The sequence below is a fragment of the Curvivirga aplysinae genome (assembly GCF_009711445.1).
In the GTDB taxonomy this organism is placed as follows: Bacteria; Pseudomonadota; Alphaproteobacteria; order UBA8366; family Aestuariispiraceae; genus Curvivirga; species Curvivirga aplysinae.
In genome coordinates this window covers 25971-48693 of the sequence record NZ_SMMC01000216.1, presented here as the reverse complement: position 1 = coordinate 48693, position 22723 = coordinate 25971, and the positions used below count along the sequence as shown (strand labels likewise).

General features: G+C 43.4%; 20 protein-coding genes. 14 read left to right on the top strand and 6 right to left on the bottom strand.

Annotated elements, in window-relative coordinates:
- Positions 1–141: 141 nt before the first annotated feature.
- From clpA to E1160_RS16895, 3 genes are all read right to left on the bottom strand, one after another.
- Positions 142–2475: an ATP-dependent Clp protease ATP-binding subunit ClpA gene (gene clpA, locus E1160_RS16905; protein ID WP_155157385.1), complete on the bottom strand. Its 2334-nt coding sequence runs from the start codon at positions 2473–2475 to the stop codon at positions 142–144.
- 111 nt (positions 2476–2586) lie between these two features.
- Positions 2587–2922 carry an ATP-dependent Clp protease adapter ClpS gene (clpS, locus tag E1160_RS16900; RefSeq protein WP_155157438.1) on the bottom strand — a complete coding sequence of 112 codons (336 nt, stop codon included), beginning with the start codon at positions 2920–2922 and terminating at the stop codon, positions 2587–2589.
- Between the two features lie 237 nt (positions 2923–3159).
- Positions 3160–4155 carry an NAD(P)H-quinone oxidoreductase gene (locus E1160_RS16895; RefSeq protein ID WP_218048980.1) on the bottom strand — a complete coding sequence of 332 codons (996 nt, stop codon included), beginning with the start codon at positions 4153–4155 and terminating at the stop codon, positions 3160–3162.
- Between the two features lie 133 nt (positions 4156–4288).
- On the opposite strand from E1160_RS16895, the gene E1160_RS16890 reads away from it, so the two are divergent.
- The 4 genes from E1160_RS16890 to E1160_RS16875 are packed head-to-tail and all read left to right on the top strand — an operon-like array spanning position 4289 to position 7315.
- Positions 4289–4474: a DUF1192 domain-containing protein gene (locus E1160_RS16890; protein ID WP_155157383.1), complete on the top strand. Its 186-nt coding sequence runs from the start codon at positions 4289–4291 to the stop codon at positions 4472–4474.
- Between the two features lie 11 nt (positions 4475–4485).
- Positions 4486–5529, top strand: a complete 1044-nt coding sequence (locus tag E1160_RS16885) for an NADP-dependent oxidoreductase (RefSeq protein ID WP_155157381.1) — start codon at positions 4486–4488, stop codon at positions 5527–5529.
- A gap of 32 nt (positions 5530–5561) precedes the next feature.
- Entirely contained in the window at positions 5562–6518 is a 957-nt protein-coding gene (locus E1160_RS16880; protein WP_155157379.1) for a UDP-glucuronic acid decarboxylase family protein, read from the top strand.
- The gene (locus E1160_RS16875; protein ID WP_155157377.1) at positions 6515–7315 is read left to right on the top strand and encodes a trypsin-like peptidase domain-containing protein; all 801 of its coding nucleotides are present in this window, start codon (positions 6515–6517) and stop codon (positions 7313–7315) included. Before E1160_RS16880 ends, E1160_RS16875 begins: the two co-directional genes overlap by 4 nt.
- Here E1160_RS16875 and E1160_RS16870 read toward each other — a convergent pair.
- Positions 7308–7790: an Lrp/AsnC ligand binding domain-containing protein gene (locus E1160_RS16870; RefSeq protein ID WP_155157375.1), complete on the bottom strand. Its 483-nt coding sequence runs from the start codon at positions 7788–7790 to the stop codon at positions 7308–7310. The two genes, E1160_RS16875 and E1160_RS16870, sit on opposite strands and share 8 nt — an antisense overlap.
- A 130-nt stretch (positions 7791–7920) precedes the next feature.
- Between E1160_RS16870 and putA the strand changes: the two genes are divergently transcribed.
- Positions 7921–11070, top strand: coding sequence for a bifunctional proline dehydrogenase/L-glutamate gamma-semialdehyde dehydrogenase PutA (gene putA / locus E1160_RS16865; protein ID WP_155157373.1), 3150 nt, complete (start codon positions 7921–7923; stop codon positions 11068–11070).
- On the opposite strand, the gene E1160_RS16860 is transcribed toward putA, so the two are convergent.
- Entirely contained in the window at positions 11051–12169 is a 1119-nt protein-coding gene (locus E1160_RS16860) for a glycosyltransferase family 4 protein (RefSeq protein WP_155157371.1), read from the bottom strand. The two genes, putA and E1160_RS16860, sit on opposite strands and share 20 nt — an antisense overlap.
- Positions 12157–12960, bottom strand: coding sequence for a UDP-2,3-diacylglucosamine diphosphatase (locus tag E1160_RS16855; RefSeq protein WP_407923911.1), 804 nt, complete (start codon positions 12958–12960; stop codon positions 12157–12159). The genes E1160_RS16860 and E1160_RS16855 overlap by 13 nt, the downstream gene beginning before the upstream one ends.
- 166 nt (positions 12961–13126) lie before the next feature.
- On the opposite strand from E1160_RS16855, the gene E1160_RS16850 reads away from it, so the two are divergent.
- The 9 genes from E1160_RS16850 (at position 13127) to E1160_RS16810 (ending at position 22692) form a co-directional block, all read left to right on the top strand.
- Entirely contained in the window at positions 13127–14020 is an 894-nt protein-coding gene (locus tag E1160_RS16850; RefSeq protein ID WP_155157367.1) for a diacylglycerol/lipid kinase family protein, read from the top strand.
- 102 nt (positions 14021–14122) lie between these two features.
- Complete coding sequence (locus E1160_RS16845; protein WP_155157365.1) at positions 14123–14536, top strand: YHS domain-containing (seleno)protein; 414 nt, start codon at positions 14123–14125, stop codon at positions 14534–14536.
- Between the two features lie 41 nt (positions 14537–14577).
- Positions 14578–16596 (top strand): mechanosensitive ion channel family protein, encoded by a 2019-nt coding sequence (locus E1160_RS16840; RefSeq protein WP_155157363.1) that lies wholly within the window; start codon positions 14578–14580, stop codon positions 16594–16596.
- A 200-nt stretch (positions 16597–16796) separates the two neighbouring features.
- A complete protein-coding gene (locus E1160_RS16835; RefSeq protein WP_328597172.1) occupies positions 16797–17303 on the top strand; it encodes an SUF system Fe-S cluster assembly regulator in 507 nt (168 codons plus the stop codon).
- The gene (sufB, locus tag E1160_RS16830; protein WP_155157361.1) at positions 17303–18784 is read left to right on the top strand and encodes a Fe-S cluster assembly protein SufB; all 1482 of its coding nucleotides are present in this window, start codon (positions 17303–17305) and stop codon (positions 18782–18784) included. Before E1160_RS16835 ends, sufB begins: the two co-directional genes overlap by 1 nt.
- Before the next feature lie 70 nt (positions 18785–18854).
- Positions 18855–19607 (top strand): Fe-S cluster assembly ATPase SufC, encoded by a 753-nt coding sequence (gene sufC / locus E1160_RS16825; RefSeq protein WP_155157358.1) that lies wholly within the window; start codon positions 18855–18857, stop codon positions 19605–19607.
- A 12-nt stretch (positions 19608–19619) separates the two neighbouring features.
- Positions 19620–20933 (top strand): Fe-S cluster assembly protein SufD, encoded by a 1314-nt coding sequence (sufD, locus tag E1160_RS16820; RefSeq protein WP_155157356.1) that lies wholly within the window; start codon positions 19620–19622, stop codon positions 20931–20933.
- Positions 20930–22180 carry an aminotransferase class V-fold PLP-dependent enzyme gene (locus E1160_RS16815; RefSeq protein WP_155157355.1) on the top strand — a complete coding sequence of 417 codons (1251 nt, stop codon included), beginning with the start codon at positions 20930–20932 and terminating at the stop codon, positions 22178–22180. The genes sufD and E1160_RS16815 overlap by 4 nt, the downstream gene beginning before the upstream one ends.
- Entirely contained in the window at positions 22180–22692 is a 513-nt protein-coding gene (locus E1160_RS16810) for a DUF59 domain-containing protein (RefSeq protein WP_235914204.1), read from the top strand. Before E1160_RS16815 ends, E1160_RS16810 begins: the two co-directional genes overlap by 1 nt.
- Positions 22693–22723: the final 31 nt, after the last annotated feature.

Genomic DNA, 22723 nt, shown 5'->3' with positions numbered 1-22723 from the left:
GTTGCAAGTGATAAAAACGTAATAAATAAAAAGTTAATGTATCTTAATAAGGCTTATAATCTCGAATTTATCAATTGCAAAATGAAAATGGCGACGATTTTTTGGGAATCGCCGCCATACATACTTAAATAAAGTTGAATATTATCTTTCTACCACAGCCGGAACTTTAGGTTTCTTGCGTTTTGCAGGTAACCTTGTATCAGGGTAAGTGAAATGCAATTCGTTCTTGCCAGTTTCATCATTCTTTTTTGTTTCAATACGAACAATGCCACCATTTTGTAAATGCCCAAAGAGAAGTTCTTCAGAAAGCGGCTTTTTGATATGTTCCTGAATGATACGGGAAAGTGGGCGAGCACCATAAAGCTTGTCATACCCTTTCTTACCCAACCAATCGCGTGCTTCATCGGTTAGTTCAAATGTTACAGAACGATCTGCTAACTGTGTTTCCAATTGGAAGATAAATTTATCAACAACTTTATGGATAACAGTTTGATCAAGATGAGAGAATGGAATAATCGCATCAAGGCGATTACGGAATTCAGGTGTGAAGAGGCGGTTTACTGCTTCTTCATCTTCACCTTCACGTGTTTCACGACCAAATCCGATAGCAGCTTTTGCCATATCCGATGCACCTGCATTAGATGTCATGATCAGGATGACATTACGGAAATCAATGGTTTTACCGTTATTATCAGTAAGCTTACCATAATCCATCACCTGCAACAGGATGTTAAATAGATCAGGATGCGCTTTTTCAATCTCATCCAGTAATACGATACAATGTGGGTTTTGATCGACGGCATCTGTTAATAGGCCGCCTTGATCATATCCGACATAACCAGGAGGTGCACCAATCAAACGAGATACCGTATGACGTTCCATATATTCGGACATATCAAAACGTTTAAGTTCGACACCAAGGGTTGCCGCCAACTGTTTGGCAACTTCTGTTTTACCAACACCTGTCGGGCCAGTGAACAAGTAACTACCGATTGGCTTTTCTGGCTCACGCAATCCCGCACGTGCCATTTTAATAGCTGCAGAAAGGGCTTCAACAGCATTGTCTTGGCCGTAAACCATAGTCTTAAGATCACGTTCTAGAGATTCCAGAACTTTCTTGTCGTCACGGTTCACTTGTTTTGCTGGGATACGTGCAATTTTCGCAATCACAGCTTCCACATCACGTGTGTTAATAACTTTCTTGCGTTTAGAAGGCGCTACCAGTTTTTGAGAGGCCCCCACTTCGTCAATTACATCAATCGCTTTATCTGGCAATTTTCGATCTGTCATATAGCGGGATGAAAGTTCAACAGCAGTTTTAATCGCATCATTTGTATAGCGAATACCATGATGTTCTTCGTAATAAGGTTTGAGGCCTGTTAAAATTTTGATGCTGTCTTCAACACTTGGTTCATAAACATCAATCTTTTGGAAACGACGGCTTAAGGCACGGTCTTTTTCAAAATGTCCACGATATTCTTTGTAGGTTGTAGAACCTATGCAACGTAAACCACCATTCGCCAATGCTGGTTTCAGGAGGTTGGACGCATCCATAGCACCACCAGACGTTGCCCCTGCGCCAATGATCGTATGAATTTCGTCAATGAAGAGGATACCCCCCTCATATTCTTCTAACTCTTTCATTACTGCTTTTAAGCGTTCTTCAAAATCACCGCGATAGCGTGTCCCTGCAAGTAATGCACCCATATCAAGGGAGAAGATTGTATCTTCTTGTAAGACATCGGGTACTTGCTTATCAACAATACGCTTTGCCAGACCTTCGGCAATTGCGGTTTTACCAACCCCCGGATCACCAACCAATAAAGGATTGTTTTTGGTCCGGCGGCATAGGATTTGAACTGTACGATCAACTTCTTCAGAACGACCAATCAACGGGTCGATCTTACCATTTTCCGCTTTTTCATTCAGATTCACGCAATAGTTTTCCAAAGCTTCGTTGGCTTTGCCATTAACGCTTTCTGCATCCATGCCTTCTTCTGTGCCACCAACTTGTCCAATGGCTTCTGCATCTTCCATACTGTCCGATTTAGCAATGCCGTGGCTCATATATGTCACCGCGTCATAGCGGCTCATATCCTGAGTTTGCAGGAAGTATACTGCATGACTGTCCCGTTCAGAGAAAATGGCGACTAATACATTGGCACCTGTAACTTCTTCACGACCAGAAGATTGCACATGAACAGCTGCGCGTTGCAATACACGCTGGAAGCCCGCTGTTGGTGACGGTTCGCCATCTGCCAAAGACACAAGATCATTTAAGTCATTGTTCAGGAAATCGATAATGTCGTTCCGGAGGCGATCAATATCAACACCACATGCCCGCATGACTGCCACACTATCTTGATCTTCCGTCAGGGAAAGCAAAAGATGCTCAAGCGTTGCATATTCATGACGACGTGACGCTGCATAGGCAAGCGCGCGGTGGAGTGTTTCCTCTAAGGTTTTCGACAACATATATTCTTTTCCTTCCGTATTCTTTTATTTTTCTTCTATCTACTTACTTTGTCTTCTGTATACGTCTTTTCAAGAGGGACAGTTTTGATCCCAAATCTTAATAGTTATGATTTAGGAGTCTTTTTCCAAAGTACATTGCAACGGATGTTGCTCCATTCGGGCTAAATCCATCACTTGTGTGACTTTGGTTTCTGCAATTTCATAAGGGTAAACACCACAGACACCGACACCTTTTTGATGTACATGCAACATGATGGTTACAGCGTCTTCTTGTCCTTTGTTAAAGATAGATTGCAAAACATGCACCACAAATTCCATTGGTGTATAATCATCATTCAGCAATAAAACCTTATACATTGAAGGTTTTTTGGTTTTTGGTTTTGTCTTGGTAAGTAAACCTGTATCGCCATCGCGATCATCATTATTGTCGCGATCGGGGCCCGCCATTTTGAGTGGCTCTAAAGCAAGTTTATCATCATTTTTAGCCTGATCTCGTTCAGCTTTCAGACCATGTTTTTCTTCTGCGTTCAAAGGCATTAATTTCCTCAAATGCGTAATAATTTCCATCTTACACAAATATGGGATGATTCTGAAAGAAATTAAAGTATCACCCCGCTGATTTCTTTATTTATACCATTTATGACAATCTGTAAAAAGCGCCCTTTATACTAAAATGCTCAATTGCTAAATTTTGAGAATAATTTTCCCCATATGATCTGAGCTTTCCATTAGGGCATGGGCTTTATCTGCCTCTTCAAGAGAAAAGGTTGAGTGAATGATCGGTTTCACTTTGCCACTATTCAACAAAGGCCAAACTCGCTCATAAAGACGATTTGCAATTTTATTTTTTGCATCGATAGATTGAGGTCTTAGAGTTGACCCTGTGATGGTTAAGCGGTCTGTTAAAACGCGAGTCATGTTTAGTTCCGCTTTAGGACCTTTTAAGAAAGCGAGTAGAGCATAACGTCCTTCTACGGCAAGGCAGTTTAAATTTTTCTGCATATAGGGGGCACCGACCATATCAAAAATAACATTCACACCTTTGCCATCCGTGGCGGATTGAACCTCCGCCTCCCAATCTTGGGTTTTGTAATTGAGGGTTAGATCAGCCCCAAGTTCTTTGCAAAAGTCACATTTTTTATCTGAACCTGCTGTGATGATGATTTTAGCGCCAAAAGCTTTTGCCAGTTGAATAGCTGTGGTGCCAATACCGCTACTACCGCCATGGACTAATAATGTTTCTCCAGCTTGTAATCCAACACGATCAAAGACATTGGTCCATACGGTAAAGAAAGTTTCTGGGAGGGCCGCGGCTTTTACGGCGTCATAATCTTTGGGCCAAGGCAATGCATGTCCGGCAGGTGCCATACAATATTCGGCATAGCCACCACCAGGGGTAAGGGCACATACCTTATCGCCAATTTCCCATTGATGCACATTTGCACCAACGCCAACCACTTCACCTGCGACTTCTAGGCCCGGCAGGTCACTTGCATCTTTGGGTGCAGGGTAAAGGCCAGCACGTTGTAAACAATCGGGGCGATTAACCCCTGCTGCGGCGACCTTGATCAAGATTTCACCTGCTTTGATTTCCGGGGTAGGGCGCGTACAAGATTTCAAAACTTCAGGCCCACCAGCTTCACTGATTTCTACGGCTTGCATCATGGATGGAACTGTCATGGATAACCTCTATTCAGATATCTTGTGAATTCTATTTGCTTGCGCCCATTTGCGGATCATTTGATACTGCGCATAGTCGACAAAAATGTAAAATAAAAACGATGCGTTTTTTGCTGCAAAGGGAGTTTAGAAAATGGATACGGATGATCTGGAACCACTACGTCCGAATTTAGCGACACCACTTGATTTAGAAGAAATGTCGATTGAAGCATTAGGTGACTATATTGATGCCCTAAATGCAGAGATTAAACGTGTAGAAGAAGCCATCTTGAAAAAGCAAGGCGCCCAAGGGGCAGCCGAAGCTTTATTCAAAAGCTAAAGGTTAATCATATGTCTGAAATAAACCGCCAATGGGTTCTGACAAATCATCCAACAGGCATGCCATCTGTTGAAAATTTTAAAATGGTTGAAGGCGAAATACCAACCATCGGTGAGGGGCAAGTGTTGGCCCATGCCATCTATCTTTCTCTTGACCCTTATATGCGCGGACGGATCAGTGCGGCTGCCAATTATGCGGCAGGTGTTAGTATCGGGGATTGTATGCATGGCGGGGCCGTTGCGGAAATTGTAACCTCAAACCATCCTGATTATCAGGTAGGGGATATTGTTGAGAATATCAATTTTGGCTGGCAGGATTATGCGGCTTTGAATGTGGATTTAGGCAATGGCAAGAAGTTGCATAAAGTGGACCAATCCCTTGGTCCTATTCATTCTGCGATCGGTTATCTTGGTATGCCGGGCTTAACGGCCTATCTTGCTTTACGTGATATTGGACAGCCAAAAGCAGGCGATACCGTTGTTATTTCTGCGGCAAGCGGGGCGGTGGGACAGATCGCAGGACAAATTGCCAAGATTAAAGGCGCACGCCCTGTGGCGGTGGCTTCATCCCAAGATAAATTGGATTATTGCGCAAGCCTTGGTTATGAAGCCGGGATCAATTATCGCGGCGTGGATGATCTGGAGGCGGCGATGAAAGAAGCATGTCCCGATGGTGTGGATGTTTTCTTTGATAACACGGCGGGGCCTATCCATGATGCGGCGATGAAAAATCTTGCACCATTTTCGCGCATTATTATCTGTGGCACCATTTCCTTAGCAGGTAAATTTGAAGAACCGGATATGGGGCAACGCTTTATGCGTCAGGTCCTAGTGGCACGTGCTAAAATGCAAGGTTTCCTGATTTTCGATTATGGCGAAGAAGATATCATCGAAGCCCGTCAACAATTGGCGAGCTGGGCCAAGGAAGGCAAGCTTCAGCATAAAGAGGATATAAAACAAGGCTTTGAGAAAATGCCCGAATCATTCATTGATATGCTGACGTCAAAAAACTTTGGCAAATTGATGGTACAGACACGGGATGACCCAACTGTTTAAACCTTGATTGCAATGGGGTAGGGAGCCGATCTATGTTGGAAAAACGCATTCTTGTGACGGGCGGTGCTGGTTTTATAGGCTCCCATCTTTGTGATCGTCTGGTAAAGGCAGGGCATGATGTGATTTGTGCGGATAATCTTTTCACCGGACGCAAACGTAATATCCAGCATTTGATGGATGAACATAATTTTGAATTCCAACGTCATGATGTAACCTTCCCCCTCTATGTGGAGGTGGATCAGGTTTATCATCTGGCATGTCCTGCATCCCCTGTGCATTATCAATATAATCCGGTGCAGACCGTTAAAACGGCGGTGCATGGGTCCATCAATATGTTGGGTCTCGCCAAACGTATCAATGCACGCATTCTTCAAGCGTCAACGTCTGAAGTTTATGGTGATCCGGAAATCCATCCGCAAAAGGAAGATTATTGGGGACGTGTAAACCCGATTGGCCCAAGGTCTTGTTATGATGAAGGCAAACGTTGTGCAGAAACATTATTTTTCGACTATCACCGCCAATATCAAACCGATATCAAAGTGATCCGTATTTTCAATACTTATGGCCCGAATATGCATCCCCAAGATGGTCGTGTGGTCAGTAACTTTATCTGGCAAGCTTTGCATAACGAAGACATCACTATTTATGGCGATGGCACGCAAACCCGATCCTTCTGTTATGTAGATGACTTGCTAGACGGTATGCAGGCCATGATGAATAACAGCCGTGATGATTTTATTGGTCCTGTTAATTTGGGGAACCCGGGGGAATTTGAAATTGGGGAGTTAGCCGAACTCACCCTGAAACTGATCCCCAACAGTACATCCAAAATCATCTATAAGCCCTTACCACAAGATGACCCAACCCAACGCCAACCAGATATCTCTTTGGCGAAGAGTGAGCTAAACTGGGAACCAAAAGTCGCGCTGGAAGATGGTTTAAAAGAGACGATTAATTACTTCAACGGTTTAATATCGACAAACTTATGATTCATCCCAATTTAAATTATACAGCCGTTTGGGTTAAAACAACCTTTTATAACGGTGTGAGTGGACAATCAAAGACAGGCGTGGGAACAGGGTTTTTCGTCTATGGTTCATCTGATGAAGTTTTTTTTATTACCAATCGTCATATTGTAGATTTGGAGTACGGTCATTCAAAATATAAACATCAAGGTTATGAGCTTGGTAGAATTCAGGTGAAGTTTTGGCAAAATGACGCACATGGCAAACCAGTTAAGCTTGTTAGCGCGTTAATGCCGCAATATTTAGTTTTTCACAATGTCAATGAGGATGAAGATGTTGCAGTTATTAGGACTGGAGGACAATTAGCTTGCGATGTTGGAGGCCCTATTAAATTAGATTTTATAGTTCCTTATGACTGGATAGCTACAGAAACTATTTATTCTGATGGTGCATTCATTTGTTCTGACCGATTAGTGTTTTCTGGTTTTCCTGAATGGTATGGTGAAGATTATCGCCCATTAATGCGAGAAGGAGTAATATCTAGTGACCCAAGGTTTGACTATAAATTGCCTGAAAAAGGGGTGAATGGTACTTGTGTGGCATACGAAGCTTTTTCCTTTAGTGGCTCTTCAGGGAGTCCTGTTTTTGCAATTCAACGCGGTGTACGAGGTGAAGGGATTGTGGATTCGTCATATAGAGAAATGTATTTGGTCGGTATAAATGCAGGCCATTTAATTGAAAGTAAAAGTGGGGCGCATTCGGGAATGTCTTACTTTTTTAAATCATATGTTTTGAAAAAGATGCTTGATAGCATCAAGTAGCGGGCACCCAAACTTCATTTCCATCCTTGACCGCTTCCATCACCACAAAGGTGGAGGTGGTGGTAACGCCGCGGAGTGCGGTGAGTTCTTCGCCAAGCAGGTGGCGGTAGGCATTCATATCTTTGACGCGGACTTTGAGAAGGTAATCAAAGCCGCCCGCGGTCATATGGCATTCCACCACTTCCGGGGTGCGGTTTACCCAGCCTTTTAATTCATCAAAAACATCAGATGTGGTGTGGTCTAATTTGACTTCTACAAATACCAGTAAAGATTGATCCAGTTTGTCGGGATCAAGGATGGCTTGGTACCCTTTGATATAACCTTGGCGTTCCAGACGGCGGACACGCTCCAAGCAAGGGGTAGGGCTTAGGTTGATTGCCTTGGCAAGGTCTACGTTGGAGATTCGTCCATTTTTTTGCAATTCACGCAGGATATTGCGGTCAATCTGGTCCAATGGTTTATCAATTTCATTCATAACAGAATTATTCACTATAAAAATATCAAAATAATAGTGAATATATCGTGTAATTTTAAAATATAGAAGCACATTCTTTTGTTGGTTTGATATTCTTAAGGGGAGGATTTGATTTAAGGAGTATCCCTACATGCTATTGCGTGCGCCATTAAAAGAAGCAACAAACCTGCGCCAAGCCATCCGTGATGCCTATTCCATGGATGAAGAAAAATGTGTCGCAGAAAGATTACAACAGGCGGAACTTTCATCCGATATGAAAGATCGTATTTATGATCGTGCCTTGAAATTGGTGAGTAAGGTGCGCAAAGAGCGGGTGAAATCTTCGGGTATTGATGCCTTTATGCATGAATATGAATTATCGTCCGAAGAAGGCGTGATCTTGATGTGTCTGGCAGAAGCCTTATTGCGTATTCCTGATAAGGAAACCGCAGATGCCTTGATCAGTGACAAGATCGGTGGGGCGAATTGGGAAGCCCATCTTGGAAAATCGGAATCCTCTTTTGTGAATGCGTCCACATGGGCCTTGATGTTGACCGGACGTGTGGTGCAGATGGAAGAAAGTGGTAAGGGCGGCTGGGCCTCTGTCTTGAAAAAGATGGTTCATCGTTCCGGCGAACCTGTTATCCGTCAGGCCGTGGTGCAGGCCATGAAAATCCTTGGCAAACAATTTGTGATGGGCCGCAATATTGGGGAGGCCCTGAAACGTGCTAAGGAAATGGAAAAGAAAGGGTATCGTTATAGTTACGATATGCTAGGCGAAGCGGCCCGCACCATGAAAGATGCGGAACGGTATTATGAAGAATATCAAAATGCAATTCATGCCATTGGTAAGGAAGCCAATGGGCGCGGGGTGATTAATTCCCCCGGTGTGTCTGTGAAACTATCGGCCCTGCATCCACGTTATGAATTTGCCAAAACAGATCGCGTGATGGCTGAAATGGTGCCCAAGATTATACATCTATGTAAACTGGCGGCGGATTATGATATCGGCCTTTGCATTGATGCGGAAGAAGCGGATCGTCTGGATATCTCCCTCGATATTCTGGAAGCAATTTGTCAGGAAACTTCTATCGAAAAATGGCAAGGTCTTGGTCTTGCGATCCAGGCTTATCAAAAACGTTGTGTGCCACTGGTGGATTTCCTGACTGATCTGGGCCGTCGTTATAACCGCCGTTTTATGGTGCGTTTGGTGAAAGGCGCCTATTGGGATACGGAAATCAAATTGGCACAAGAACAAGGCTTGGATGGCTATCCGGTCTTTACCCAAAAAGCCAATACGGATGTATCTTATCTGGCATGTGCGAAAAAGTTATTGGCTGCGCCAGATGCCTTTTATCCATGTTTTGCAACCCATAATGCGCATAGTTTATCTGCGATTATGGAGATCGCATGCAGCACAGAATTTGAATATCAATGCCTGCATGGAATGGGCGATGCGCTTTATGATCAAGTGGTGGGTTTTGCTGATCAAGAGGGTGAAGCAAATGGTCGTCCCGTGCGTGTTTATGCCCCTGTGGGCAGCCATGAAGATTTACTTGCTTATTTGGTTCGTCGTCTTTTGGAAAATGGCGCGAATAGTTCTTTTGTAAATCGTATTGTCGATGAAACAGCGCCTATTTCTGATATTATTGCTGATCCAATCCGTAAGGTTGCGGATATGCCGATTAAGGCACATCCAAAAATTGCACTTCCTAAAGATATGTTTGGGGATGAGCGCAAAAATTCTGAAGGCTTAGATATTCGCCATCCGGATGTGATTTCAAAAACATCAGAAGAAATGGTTCTAGCTCAGAAAGAGGACTGGTTTGCGGGCCCATTGATCGGCGGCAAGGATCAGGAAGGAATGCCCCAACCTGTATTAAACCCCGCCAATAGAAAAGAAATCGTCGGCACTGTCCAGTTTGCATCGGCATCTATGGCAACTCGTGCCTTGGAACGTGCGTTACGCGCCCAACCGGCTTGGGATATAATCAATGCGGTTGAACGGGGGCGTATCTTGAATAAAGCTGCGGATCTATTCGAAGAAAATGGTAGTAAGTTAATGGCAATTATCATGAAGGAAGCGGGCAAAACCCTTCAAGATGCCATTGCAGAATTACGCGAAGCTGTTGATTTCTTGCGCTATTATGCAGAACGAGCTGCCGCTGAATTTGCAGAACCTCTTCAGCTACCGGGACCAACAGGCGAAGATAATCAGATCAGTTTGCACGGGCGTGGGGTGTTTTTATGTATCTCCCCGTGGAACTTCCCTCTGGCGATTTTTGCGGGGCAGGTTACAGCCGCGCTGGCAGCAGGTAACGCGGTTATTGCAAAGCCTGCGGAACAAACATCTATCATTGCGTATGAAGCTGTGAAATTGTTGTTAAAAGCTGGTGTGCCGGGGGATGTTTTGCATCTTCTACCGGGTGAGGGACCAACTATTGGCACGCCCTTATTGACGGACCCACGTTTGGGCGGGGTTGCCTTTACGGGATCGACAGAAACATCACGTCTTATCAATCGTATGTTAGCGGATCGCAATGGCCCGATCATTTCGTTGATCGCGGAAACAGGTGGGCAAAATGCGATGATCGTCGATAGTTCTGCCTTGCCGGAACAAGTGACACGGGATGTGTTAATGTCGGCTTTCCAATCCGCGGGGCAACGTTGCTCTGCTTTGCGTATTCTTTGTGTGCAAGAAGATATTGCTGATAAGCAAATTGAAATGATTAAAGGGGCGATGGAAGAATTAAGCCTTGGGGATCCATCCATTCTTGAAACTGATATCGGCCCAGTGATTGATGATGAGGCACGTAAAGGTTTGATGGACCATGTGGCCCGCATGAAGAAAGAGGCAAAGATGCTTGGGGCGCTAGACTTGCCAAAAGAATGTCAGGACGGGACCTTTGTTGCACCGCATATGTTTGAAATCGATTCTATTGTTCAATTGGAAAAAGAAGTCTTTGGCCCGATATTGCATGTCTTGCGTTATAAGGCTGACCAACTTGATGACGTGATTGATGCAGTGAATGCCACAGGTTTTGGTTTGACCCTAGCAATTCATAGCCGTATCGAAGCCCGCATTGAGTATATTAAATCACGATTACATGTGGGGAATACCTATGTGAACCGCAATCAGATTGGCGCTATTGTTGGCGTTCAACCCTTTGGTGGTGAGGGGCTATCAGGTACGGGACCAAAAGCGGGCGGACCACGCTATCTATACCGTTTTGCTGCAGAACGTACCGTAAGTACAGATACGACAGCAGCAGGCGGTAATGCTAGTCTGATGTCTTTGTAGAAGACGCTATGCCGGCAACAGCTGAAACAGGGATATTCTCTTCTTCAGCTGTTGTGGGTTCTACATAACTACGATCGATCAGCTTAGGGTCAAATTCATGTAAGTAAGAACGGAATGTTTCTGCACTGGCTTTCCATGATTGTTTTTCTGCAAATTTACGGCAATCTTCTCGCTTAAGCCCCAATGCTTTCAAGACGGCGGTTTTCAAGTCATGGTCTAAGCAACCCGCAGTGGGATCAGTGATGACATCTTTAGGCCCCATAACCGGATAGGCCGCAACAGGTGTGCCGCATGCAAGGGCCTCCAACATAACTAATCCAAAAGTATCTGTGAGGCTTGGGAAGATGAAAGCATCGGCACAATTATAATAGGAAACTAATTCTTCGCCATGTTTGGCCCCCACAAAGATAACGTCGGGATATTTACGTACCAATTCATTCATCATAGGCCCGTCACCGACAACGACTTTGTTGGCATCGATATCAAGATCAAGGAAGGCTGCGATATTTTTTTCGACGGCAATACGCCCAACCGATAGCAATATGGGTTTGTCTTTTTGAATTTTGTCTTTGGGGAGTGCCGCTTTCGGGCCTGGTTTGAAAAGATCAACATCGACGCCACGCCCCCAAAGACATGCATTGTGGAACTTATGTGCGCGCAAGTTTTCAACAACTGTTGGAGTTGGCGCCATAACATTGGTCGAATGTTTATGAAACCAACGCATGACTGGATAAATCCAGTTTTCAGGAATACGAAAACGTGCTTCAACATATTCAGGGAAACGGGTGTGAAAGGCCGTGGTAAAGGGAAGTTTCTTCTTACGGCAATAACTTCTTGCGGCGAGACCTAAAGGACCCTCTGTTGCTATATGAATAGCGCAAGGCATGAACTTTTTGACGACTTTCTCGATTGCTTTCGGAGTTACCAAAGAAAGACGAATTTCTGGATAAGTAGGGCATGGAACTGTTTTATATGCTTCTGGTGTAACCATACGCACGTCATTTCCCATTTTGATTAATTCTTCCTGCATAGAGGATAGAGTTCTTACGACGCCATTGATTTGTGGATACCAAGCGTCGGTAATTATTAGTATGCGCATGAAGCTTCCGTCTCTTCTGATTTTATGAATACGGGTTCTGTTGATGTCCATTCGACCAATTCAAGTCGCCCATCCATATGTTCAACAAGGGCGGAACAACTTTCGACCCAATCCCCGTCATTGCAATAAAGTATGCCGTCGATATCTCTCATTTCTGGGTGATGGATATGACCACAAACCACGCCGTCTACCTTCGCATTCTTCGCGGCTTTAGCGATGGCCTCTTCATATTCAGCAATAAACTGAACGGCGTTTTTAACTTTAAGTTTCAGATATTGGGATAGAGACCAATAAGGGCGCCCCATTTTTTCGCGTATCTTATTATACCAATTATTGATCACTAAAAGCATGGTGTAGATACCATCACCTAGAAGCGCTAACCATTTTGCATATCTTACAACAACATCAAACTCGTCCCCGTGTATTACAAGAAGCTCTTTGCCATCTGCTGTTTTGTGAAAAGCGCGTTCCTGAACGTCCACCCCCCCAAAATGATGGTTCACATATTCACGGGCAAATTCATCATGGTTGCCGGGCACATAAATTACTTTTGTGCCTTTACGGACTTTACGGAGGATTTTTTGAACAACATCATTGTGGCTTTGAGGCCAATACCAGCTTCGCTTCAAACGCCAACCGTCAATGATATCCCCGACAAGATACAGATAGTCACTTTCATTATGCTTTAAAAAGCTCAAAAGTTTATCTGCCTGACATCCTTTCGTCCCAAGATGAATGTCAGAAATCCAAATACTGCGATATTTTGTGACTCTCGGTGTGTTCATCTTCATAACGCTTCCTTTCAAACGAACTTGGATCAAACCGAATCAGTTCCTCGAATCTTTGTGGTCGAAACCTAGGGGGGCTTTGTTAAGATTTTGCGTCAAACCGCAAATTTCATAGGGTTGAAACGGAATTGTAACGAAATCTTAAAACAAATCTTGGCATAGCTTGTTTATGAAAAGACGTATTCTTATTATTCATAACCCCATTGCAGGGCGACCTCTCATTACACGTTGGCGTGAAAACAAGATGCTAAAATTATTGCATCTTCTTACTGAACGTGGACACGAGGTTTCCATGATCCTGACAGAACGTGCGGGACATGCTGAAAAGCTTGCCTATGAAGCAGAGGATATTGATGTCATTGTTGCTGCAGGCGGGGATGGTACGATTAATGAAATCGTAAATGGTCTATGTCAGCGTGATGAAGCAAAACCTGCACCGAGTATTGCTGTTTTGCCTATGGGGACAGCTAATGTGTTGGCTTGGGAGCTCGCTTTACCAAGTGATTTAAACAAGATCATTCCTATCATAGAATCTGGACGCTTCAAAAAAGTTTATCCGGGGTTAGCTGATAAGCGTCGATTTTTGTTAATGGCAAGCAGTGGAATAGACTCGCGGGTTGTAAATATTGTTAATTCAGGGCTAAAGCGTTTTATTGGGGGGGCGGCATATGTAGTTGCTGCGTTTAAAGTTCTGAATCAAAAGCCACCATTTATTCGTGTTCGGGTAAACGGGCAAAGATTAGTAGCTAATACTGTTATCGTAACCAGAGCTGCAAGATATGGGGGGCCATTTATTGTGGCGCCAGATGCGGATATAAGTTCTGATGAACTTTATGTCATCTTGCTACCATTATACGGATATTGTGCAGCATTATGTTACGGTGTGAATTTGGCATTAGGACGTTTGCATTTGTCACGTGATGTTACGGTGTTAAAAACCAATGAGGTTCAATTTGAAACCGCGAAAGAGAGTGACATTCAAATGGATGGGGATGGGCCATACATTATGCCGATGAATGTAACCGTTGATCAGCGCAGTGTTGGGATATTGGTGTCTTCCTGACAGTTTTGTGATTTGATTTTTTAATCAGTTTTCCGTTTAGTTTTATCTATGATGAAACGGGCCTCTTTGATATTCTTATTAACCGCAGGGATGTTTGCGTCGATGCAAATCTCTACTGCTTTTGCGCTTGATCCTGTCCATACAGGATTTTTCAGTAACACTGCCATTGAAGGTTATGATCCTTTGTCATATCACGATAGAGGACAGGAAGAAGCAGGGACTGAAGAGTTTAGTTATAAATGGAATGGCGCGGTTTGGCATTTTACGTCTAAAGAAGGTCGAGATGCATTTATTAAAGACCCCAAACTATACGCCCCTCAATATGGTGGGTACTGCTCTAATCAAATGAGTTTAGGTAATATTCATGGCGGTGATCCGCAGGTTTGGTTGATCCACAAAAAGAAGCTATACTTGTTTGGTGCGAATGTTGGAAAGAAGCGCTGGCAGAGTAATAATCTTGACGAAATGGTCCAAGCTGCCGATGCTCATTGGAATAAAGTAAAACCAACAGAATAAATTTTTTCATAAAGTGAAAATTTCATCTTAAGGGGATAGGTATGGAAACCACTTTCGGAACCGAATTGCGTAATCGATTGTGGGAGCTTTTTTATGAGCTTCCAGTCTTTCAAGAACAGGTGTTGTTTGCATTAAGAGAAGTAACAACGGCGGGGGATATGTCTTGGTTGTTCCCAACTCTTGCTTTGGCCTTGTTATATTTTGGTGTCGGATTACTGGGATTACGTTTCGTAAATAATTGGGCTCGTAATCAGTTTGCACATTTTTTTAAAGAAGAGCCAAAGGACGTTAGTGAAAAACTATCTTTCTTGTGGTTCCGCGGATTTATGCAGGCAATTGCAACCGGTGTTGCATTCGTAATCGCGACGCTACTAGCTTATCTGACGAATGATTCAGGTGGGGCGGAATTGACTACTCAGTTAGCGGTAATATCTATCGGTAGTAGTTTTGTCTTAGTTCATTATATCTTTTATAATTTATCTGGATTGGATGTGCCTGAATATAGAGTTCTACCAATGAATGATGAACAGGCGCGTGGTTTTTACCGTGACTTTACTCTTCTGATTTCGTTTGGAATAGCGACTGTTCTGATATGCTTTTGGCTTGGTGACATTGGTGTTCATAGTCAATCCTATAAACTTATCCTGCTGATTGGGACCACCATCATTGTTGTCGCGACATCGGCATTGGTGATTTATCGTTCACGAAAGATCAGAGTTTTTATTCGTTCTCTAAGTAAGGCAGATAAGCCTAGCCCATTTTTAGAGATTATCAGCCGTATCTGGCATTTGCTTGCTATCATTTATGTTTTAGCTGCTTGGGCAAAAGTATCTGTTAGCCTTTTAATGGGATGGCCTACCGGTATTGGGTTGGCTTTGTCTCCGTTTTTCTGGGCGTATCTAAGCTTGGCAGTATATGGGTTGTTCCTCATCGTTATTGAACGGATTTTTGCTAAGTTAGAACAACAAGATGAGCAAGTTGAGGATATTGCTGAAAGCGTTTTGCAGGCAGATCGTAAAAGTTTAAAAGCATTATGTGTGAAGGGTGCCCGGATCATCGTATCTGTTGTTTTCTTGGGGATCGTATTACGCGCATGGGGGCTTGATCCATTAGCGGAAGATGGAATGGTTGTTGAATTCTTTGATATTCTTATCGTCCTATTTTTTGCTTATATGATTTATGAAGCGATCAAAATTACGATTGATAATAAAATTGCAGATGAACTTGGTGATGTAGCTGAACCTGAACCCGGGGATGAGGGGGGCGGTGCAAGTGCAGCTTCCCGTCTTGCTACCTTATTGCCAATGTTTAGAAACGCCTTACTATTCACAGTTCTTGTCATTTCAGGAATGATTGTCTTATCTGAAATGGGGGTTGATGTTGCACCATTATTTGCAGGTGCAGGTGTCGTTGGATTGGCTGTGGGATTCGGTGCCCAGACGTTGATTCGAGATATTTTTTCAGGCGCTTTCTTTTTAATTGATGATGCATTTCGTAAAGGTGAATATATCGATCTAGGGACCGTTAAAGGGACAGTTGAACGTATCTCAATTCGTTCTTTGCAACTTCGTCATCATCTGGGCGCTTTACATACTATTCCCTTTGGCGAAATTTTGCATCTAACTAACTATTCCCGCGATTGGGTGATGATGAAGCTTACATTGCGTGTGACTTATGACACAGATGTGGAGAAAGTTCGGAAACTCATCAAAAATCTGGGGCAGCAGTTATTGGAACATCCCGAAGTTGGAGAATCCTTCCTTCAACCATTAAAATCGCAAGGTGTCTATAAAATGGAAGATTCGGCGATGATTCTGCGTGTGAAGTTTATGACTAAACCGGGAGAGCAGTTTGTTGCGCGTAAATTGGTTTATTCGCAAATCCGTGAGTTATTTGCGAAGGAAGGTATTAAGTTTGCCCATCGTGAAGTTACTGTGCGTTTGGCCGGGGAAGATGGAAAAAATATAGACGCAGATAATCTGTCGGAAGAGGATAAGCAGGCTATTGCAGGTGCAGTTTTGCCGCCAGATGATAATCCGCCTTCAACATCAAAACCTTAAACTAAAAATTATTCTCAATTTAGGGCTTCGAAATGATCTGAATTTCGAAGCCTTTTTTATGCAGTTAAGAGTAATTATTAACACAATTAAGAACGACTCTTAACATTGATATAAATCAATTTTTTCTCTTGAAAAAGCCGAAAAAAGGCGTAAATAAGCAATCAGTACTAATTTAGTACGGTTTAAAGTTAGAGGCTATTGTGTTTCGTTTAAGCAAGCTTACAGATTACGGTGTGATCGTCCTTGGTCAGATGGCTGATCTTAAGGGGGAAAACACGACTGCGCCTGATTTGGCTGAGGTAACAAAGCTACCTCAACCGACCGTGGCAAAAATTCTGAAGCTGTTGGCGAAAGCTAATGTGATTGTGTCTAAACGGGGCGCTGGCGGCGGTTATGCTCTGGAACGTTCTGCGGAACAAGTGAGTGTTGCTGAGGTTATTGCGGCACTGGATGGGCCTGTGGCCCTGACAGCTTGTGTAGATGGCGCTGAAGGTGCCTGCGATGTGGAAGATCTTTGTCCGATGCGTGGACGTTGGGATCCGATCAACATGGCAGTTAAGGCCGCGTTAGAATCTGTATCTTTAGCAGATATTAATAAAGATGCAGGCATACCTGATTTCATAAATATGAACCCACTTTCAACCGGACTGAAAAATAGTCAAAAACAAAAAGCAGATCAATCTGCATTAGCGAAGGATCAAGGATAATGGCGGCCACAACGGAAACCATTGAAAAAGTAAAAGATATCGATGCTGGTGGTGACAAATATAAATATGGTTTTGTCACAGAAATCGAAATGGAACGCGCGCCTAAGGGATTATGCGAAGAAGTCATTCGTTTTATTTCCGCGAAGAAAGAGGAACCTGAATGGTTGCTTGAAAAACGTTTAGAGGCATATGACCATTGGAAAACAATGGATGATCCCGATTGGGCCAAACTCAACGTACCGCCAATCGACTATAATGGTATCTACTATTACGCGGCACCGAAATCTGACGCAGATAAGCCAAAATCTTTGGATGAAGTTGATCCTAAGTTACTTGAGACATATGAGAAGCTCGGCATTCCTTTAAGAGAGCAAGAAGTTCTTGCTGGTGTCGTTGGGTCACCAAAGGTGGCTGTGGATGCGGTGTTTGATTCTGTATCCGTCGCGACTACCTATAAGAAGACTTTGGAAGAAAAAGGGATTGTTTTCTGTTCAATTTCAGAAGCTGTAAAAACACATCCTGAGTTGGTAAAAAAATATCTAGGATCTGTTGTTCCCCATACAGATAACAAACATGCCTGCTTGAATAGCGCGGTGTTTACGGATGGGTCTTTTGTTTATATTCCAAAAGGCGTTCATTGCCCGATGGAATTATCCACCTATTTCCGGATTAATGCAGAAGAGACGGGTCAGTTTGAACGCACATTAATTGTTGCGGATGATAATTCTTATGTAAGTTATCTCGAAGGCTGTACAGCGCCACAACGTGATGAAAACCAACTTCATGCAGCGATTGTTGAGATTGTTGTTTTAAATGATGCAGAAGTGAAATATTCCACCGTTCAAAACTGGTATCCCGGTGATGAAGACGGCAAAGGTGGTATTTATAACTTTGTAACAAAACGTGCAGCATGTCGTGGTACGAATTCCAAAGTAAGCTGGACGCAGGTTGAAACCGGCTCTGCAATCACGTGGAAATATCCAAGTTGTATTCTGCAGGGCGATGGTTCTATTGGTGAATTTTATTCAGTTGCTATTACAAATAATATGCAGCAAGCCGATACTGGTACGAAGATGATCCATTTGGGTAAGAACACAAAATCCAAGATCATTTCCAAAGGTATTTCCGCAGGGAAATCTGATCAAACCTATCGTGGTTTGGTCCGTGTTTCCCCACGTGCGCAAGGCGCAGTGAATTATACACAATGTGATAGTTTGCTGGTTGGTTCCAATTGTGGAGCTCATACAGTTCCTTATATTGAAAGTAAAAACCCAAGCGCGAAACTGGAACATGAGGCAACAACTTCAAAAATCAGTGAAGACCAGCTTTTCTATTGCCTGCAACGCGGTATGGATGAAGAAGAGGCGGTTTCATTAATTGTGAACGGTTTCTGTAAAGAAGTAATGCAAACCCTGCCAATGGAATTCGCGGTTGAAGCGCAAAAGCTGATCGGGATTTCACTGGAAGGAAGCGTGGGTTAGTCGATAAAACGACAGCACGAATTAGAAGTTTATTTAAGCGATAGCTAACAGCTAAATCAGGATTAAAAATATGTCGCTATTAGAAATTAAAGACTTACACGCCACAATACATGGTAAAGAAATTTTAAAAGGTGTGAACCTGACAATCCGTCCAGGTGAAGTTCATGCCATTATGGGCCCAAATGGCGCTGGTAAATCCACATTGTCTTATGTGTTATCTGGCCGCGAAGGCTATGAAGTAACAGGTGGTTCCGTTACTTTTGATGGTAAAGATTTATTTGAATTGGAAGCGAATGAACGCGCTTGTGAAGGTTTATTTCTTGCATTCCAATATCCGGTAGAAATTCCAGGCATTACCAATACTACCTTCCTGAAGCATGCCTTGAACGCAAAACGTAAATATCATGGCGAAGCTGAATTAGATGGCTTGGAATTTGTAAAATTGATGCGTTCCAAATCTAAAGAGCTTGGCATGCCGGATGATATGTTGAAACGCCCAGTGAATGTTGGTTTTTCTGGTGGTGAGAAAAAACGTAACGAAACTTTGCAAATGGCATTGTTAGAGCCAAAACTTGCGTTGCTTGACGAAACAGATTCCGGTTTGGATATCGACGCATTACGTGTGGTTGCAGAAGGTGTAAATCGTTTGCGTAGCCCTGAACGTGGTGTGCTTTGTATCACGCATTATCAACGTTTGTTGGATTATCTAGTGCCAGATTTTGTGCATGTCTTGGCAGAGGGCAAAATTGTAAAATCCGGTGACAAGAATTTGGCACTGGAATTGGAAAAAACAGGTTATGCGGAATTCGGTTCTGCTGCGTAAGGAAGAAGGCCTATGTCTGAAGTAATTGATCCCTTCTTGCGCGGTTTTGGATATTCCCCTGTTGATTTGCCGTTGGCACAGGTGGAATGGATGACCAACCGTCGCATTGAAGCTAAAAACGCATATGAACGTCTTGGTTTGCCAACTAATCGTCTAGAAGACTGGAAATTCACAAATTTGAAAAAACTTCGTAATGTGGATTTTTCATTGGCGACAAAAGATTTTTCCATATCTATGGCTGCGTTACCAAAAGCCGTTCCGAATATTGATGCACATAGAATCGTTTTTGTGAATGGTATTTTTGATGCGGAATTGTCTGCGATCGGTGAACTGCCAAATGGCGTCAAGCTTGGAAGTTTAGCAGAGGCTATTGAGGCTGATCCTGATAGTTTCGAAAATGTGCTAAACGCTTCTGTCGATATAGATGCTTCTGCGTTGGCGGCGTTAAATACGGCCTATCTCGCAGATGGCTTATATTTGGAACTAGATCGTGCTGTGATGATGGAAAAACCAATTCATTTGGTTTCCTTGACTTATACAGGCGATGAAGCGGTAAGTTTCCATCCACGTCATTCCATCCGCTTGGGTGATGGTGCTGCTGCGACAATACTGGAAAGCCATGTAGGTGTTTCTGGTGAAATGCAAAGTTTCGGTAATGCGGTTTCTGAAATTCAGTTAGGCCGTGATGCGAATTTAGGTCATTATATTCTTCAGAAAGAAGCAGATCATAGTTCTGCCTATGGCTTAACAACTATCAAGGCGGATAAAGGTTCAGTTTATGATGGTTTCACCTTAAATCTTGGTGGTGAGATTATTCGTAACGAAACCTTATGTGATATTGATGGTGAGCATGCGGATATTCGCATTAATGGTGCCTATCATGCCGATGTTAAGCGCCACCACGATACAACAATCCGTGTGAACCATAATGTACCTAATTCAAAGAGTTTAGCTGTATTTAAAGGCGTGTTAGGTGATCAAGGTAGAGGCGTATTTCAAGCTAAAACCTATGTTGAACGTGGTGCAGATGGTACGGATGGACAACAATTGCACAAAGCTTTGTTACTGAGTGACAAGGCAGAGATAAATGCTAAGCCAGAGCTTGAGATTTACGCAGATGATGTGAAATGTGCCCATGGCTCCACATCTGGTGCGTTGGATCAAATGCAACTTTTCTATCTGGAATCTCGTGGTATTGATGAAGAACGTGCTCGTGCCTTGTTGGTCCAAGCTTTCTTGCATGAAGCAGTAGATCATATTCGTCATTCGGAAATTTGTGAACTATTCCATGCTGAACTTGAAGATAAATTAGGAGAAAGCGCATGAGTGAAGCAATCTCCCAAGGTTTCATTGATGATTATGATGTAAACGCAATCCGGGCGGATTTCCCGATCCTATCTGAGTTAGTTCATGGCAAGCCATTATGTTTTTTGGATAACGGGGCTTCTGCACAAAAGCCACAAGCGGTCATTGATGCCATTGCTGATACTTATAAACATTGTTATGCAAATGTACATCGTGGGGCCTATGCCTTTTCTGAACAGACAACTGCGAATTATGAAGCTGCACGTGAAATCGTACGTGCTTTCCTAAACGCGAATAGCGAAAAGGAAGTTATCTTCACTGGCAATGCAACAGGTGCCATGAATTTAGTGGCGCATAGCTTCGGTCGTGGATTGTTAAAGGAAGGGGATGAGGTGATCATCTCTGCGATGGAACATCATTCCAATATCGTGCCGTGGCAAATGTTACGTGATGAAAAAGGTGTTGAGTTAACGGTCGCGCCTATTTCCGATGATGGCACCTTCTTGTTAGAAGAATTTAAATCTATGTTGTCTGAAAAGACAAAGTTGGTTGCGATCACACATGTTTCCAATGTACTTGGTTCGGTTGTACCTTTGCAAGAGGTTGTCGAAGCAGCACATGCCGTTGGTGCGAAGGTGATGGTGGATGGATCGCAAGCCGTGATGCATATGCCTGTGGATGTGCAAGATTTGGATGTCGATTTCTATATCTTTACCGGCCATAAGCTTTATGGGCCAACAGGTATTGGTGTTCTTTATGGTAAGGAAGATCTGTTGGACAAGATGCCGCCATTTATGGGCGGTGGTGATATGATTGCTTCAGTATCTTATGAAAAGTCGACATGGGCAGAGCTGCCTGCGAAATTTGAAGCTGGAACGCCGCAAATTGTGCAAGCAATTGGTCTAGGGGCTGCGATTGATTATGTTCAATCAGTTGGATTGGAACGTATTGCCGCCCATGAACAACGCCTTTTGAATTATGCAACACAACGTTTATGTGCCGTTGATGGATTACGTTTGATTGGTACAGCAACAAATAAAACATCTGTATTGTCTTTTGTGATGGATGGTACGCATCCACATGACATCGCAACCATTGTTGACCGTAAAGGTGTTTGCATCCGCGCGGGTCATCATTGTGCAGAACCTTTGATGGATCGCATGGGGGTAAGTGGGACAAGCCGTGCCTCTTTGGCGATGTATAACACCATGGAAGAAATTGATACGCTGGCAACAGCTTTGGAAAAAGTACGGGAGATTTTCGGCTAATGACTGACCAAGATAAAAAAGCTGAAAACGACACTCAGGAAGAAACATCACCAGAAGTTCATATGGCAAGCCCATATGACGCGGCTTTGATGAACCCATACGGTATGGGTGCCTTTGGTGCTGGTGGTATGGCTGATTTTGGATTTTCTCCCGCAGCGGAAGAAGGCACGCAAGCCAAAGCGGGATATGAGTTGGAAGAAGGCTCTGAAACGGCTGAGGCTGATGATCTTATTGCGGCTTTACGTACTGTCCATGACCCTGAAATCCCTGTGAATATCTATGATCTGGGACTGATTTATGACTGCACGATGCAAGATGGTGGTAATGTAGATATTACGATGACATTGACGGCACCTGCATGCCCTGTGGCTGGTGAGATGCCAGGACAAGTTGCCCAGGCAGTTGCTGATGTTGATGGCGTGGGTGAGGTGACAGTGACGCTCACTTGGGAACCACCATGGCGTCAGGATATGATGTCCGAGGACGCAATGTTAGCAATGGATTTATTCTAAGAATAGAAGCTTTTCTAAAAAGGCACTTAAA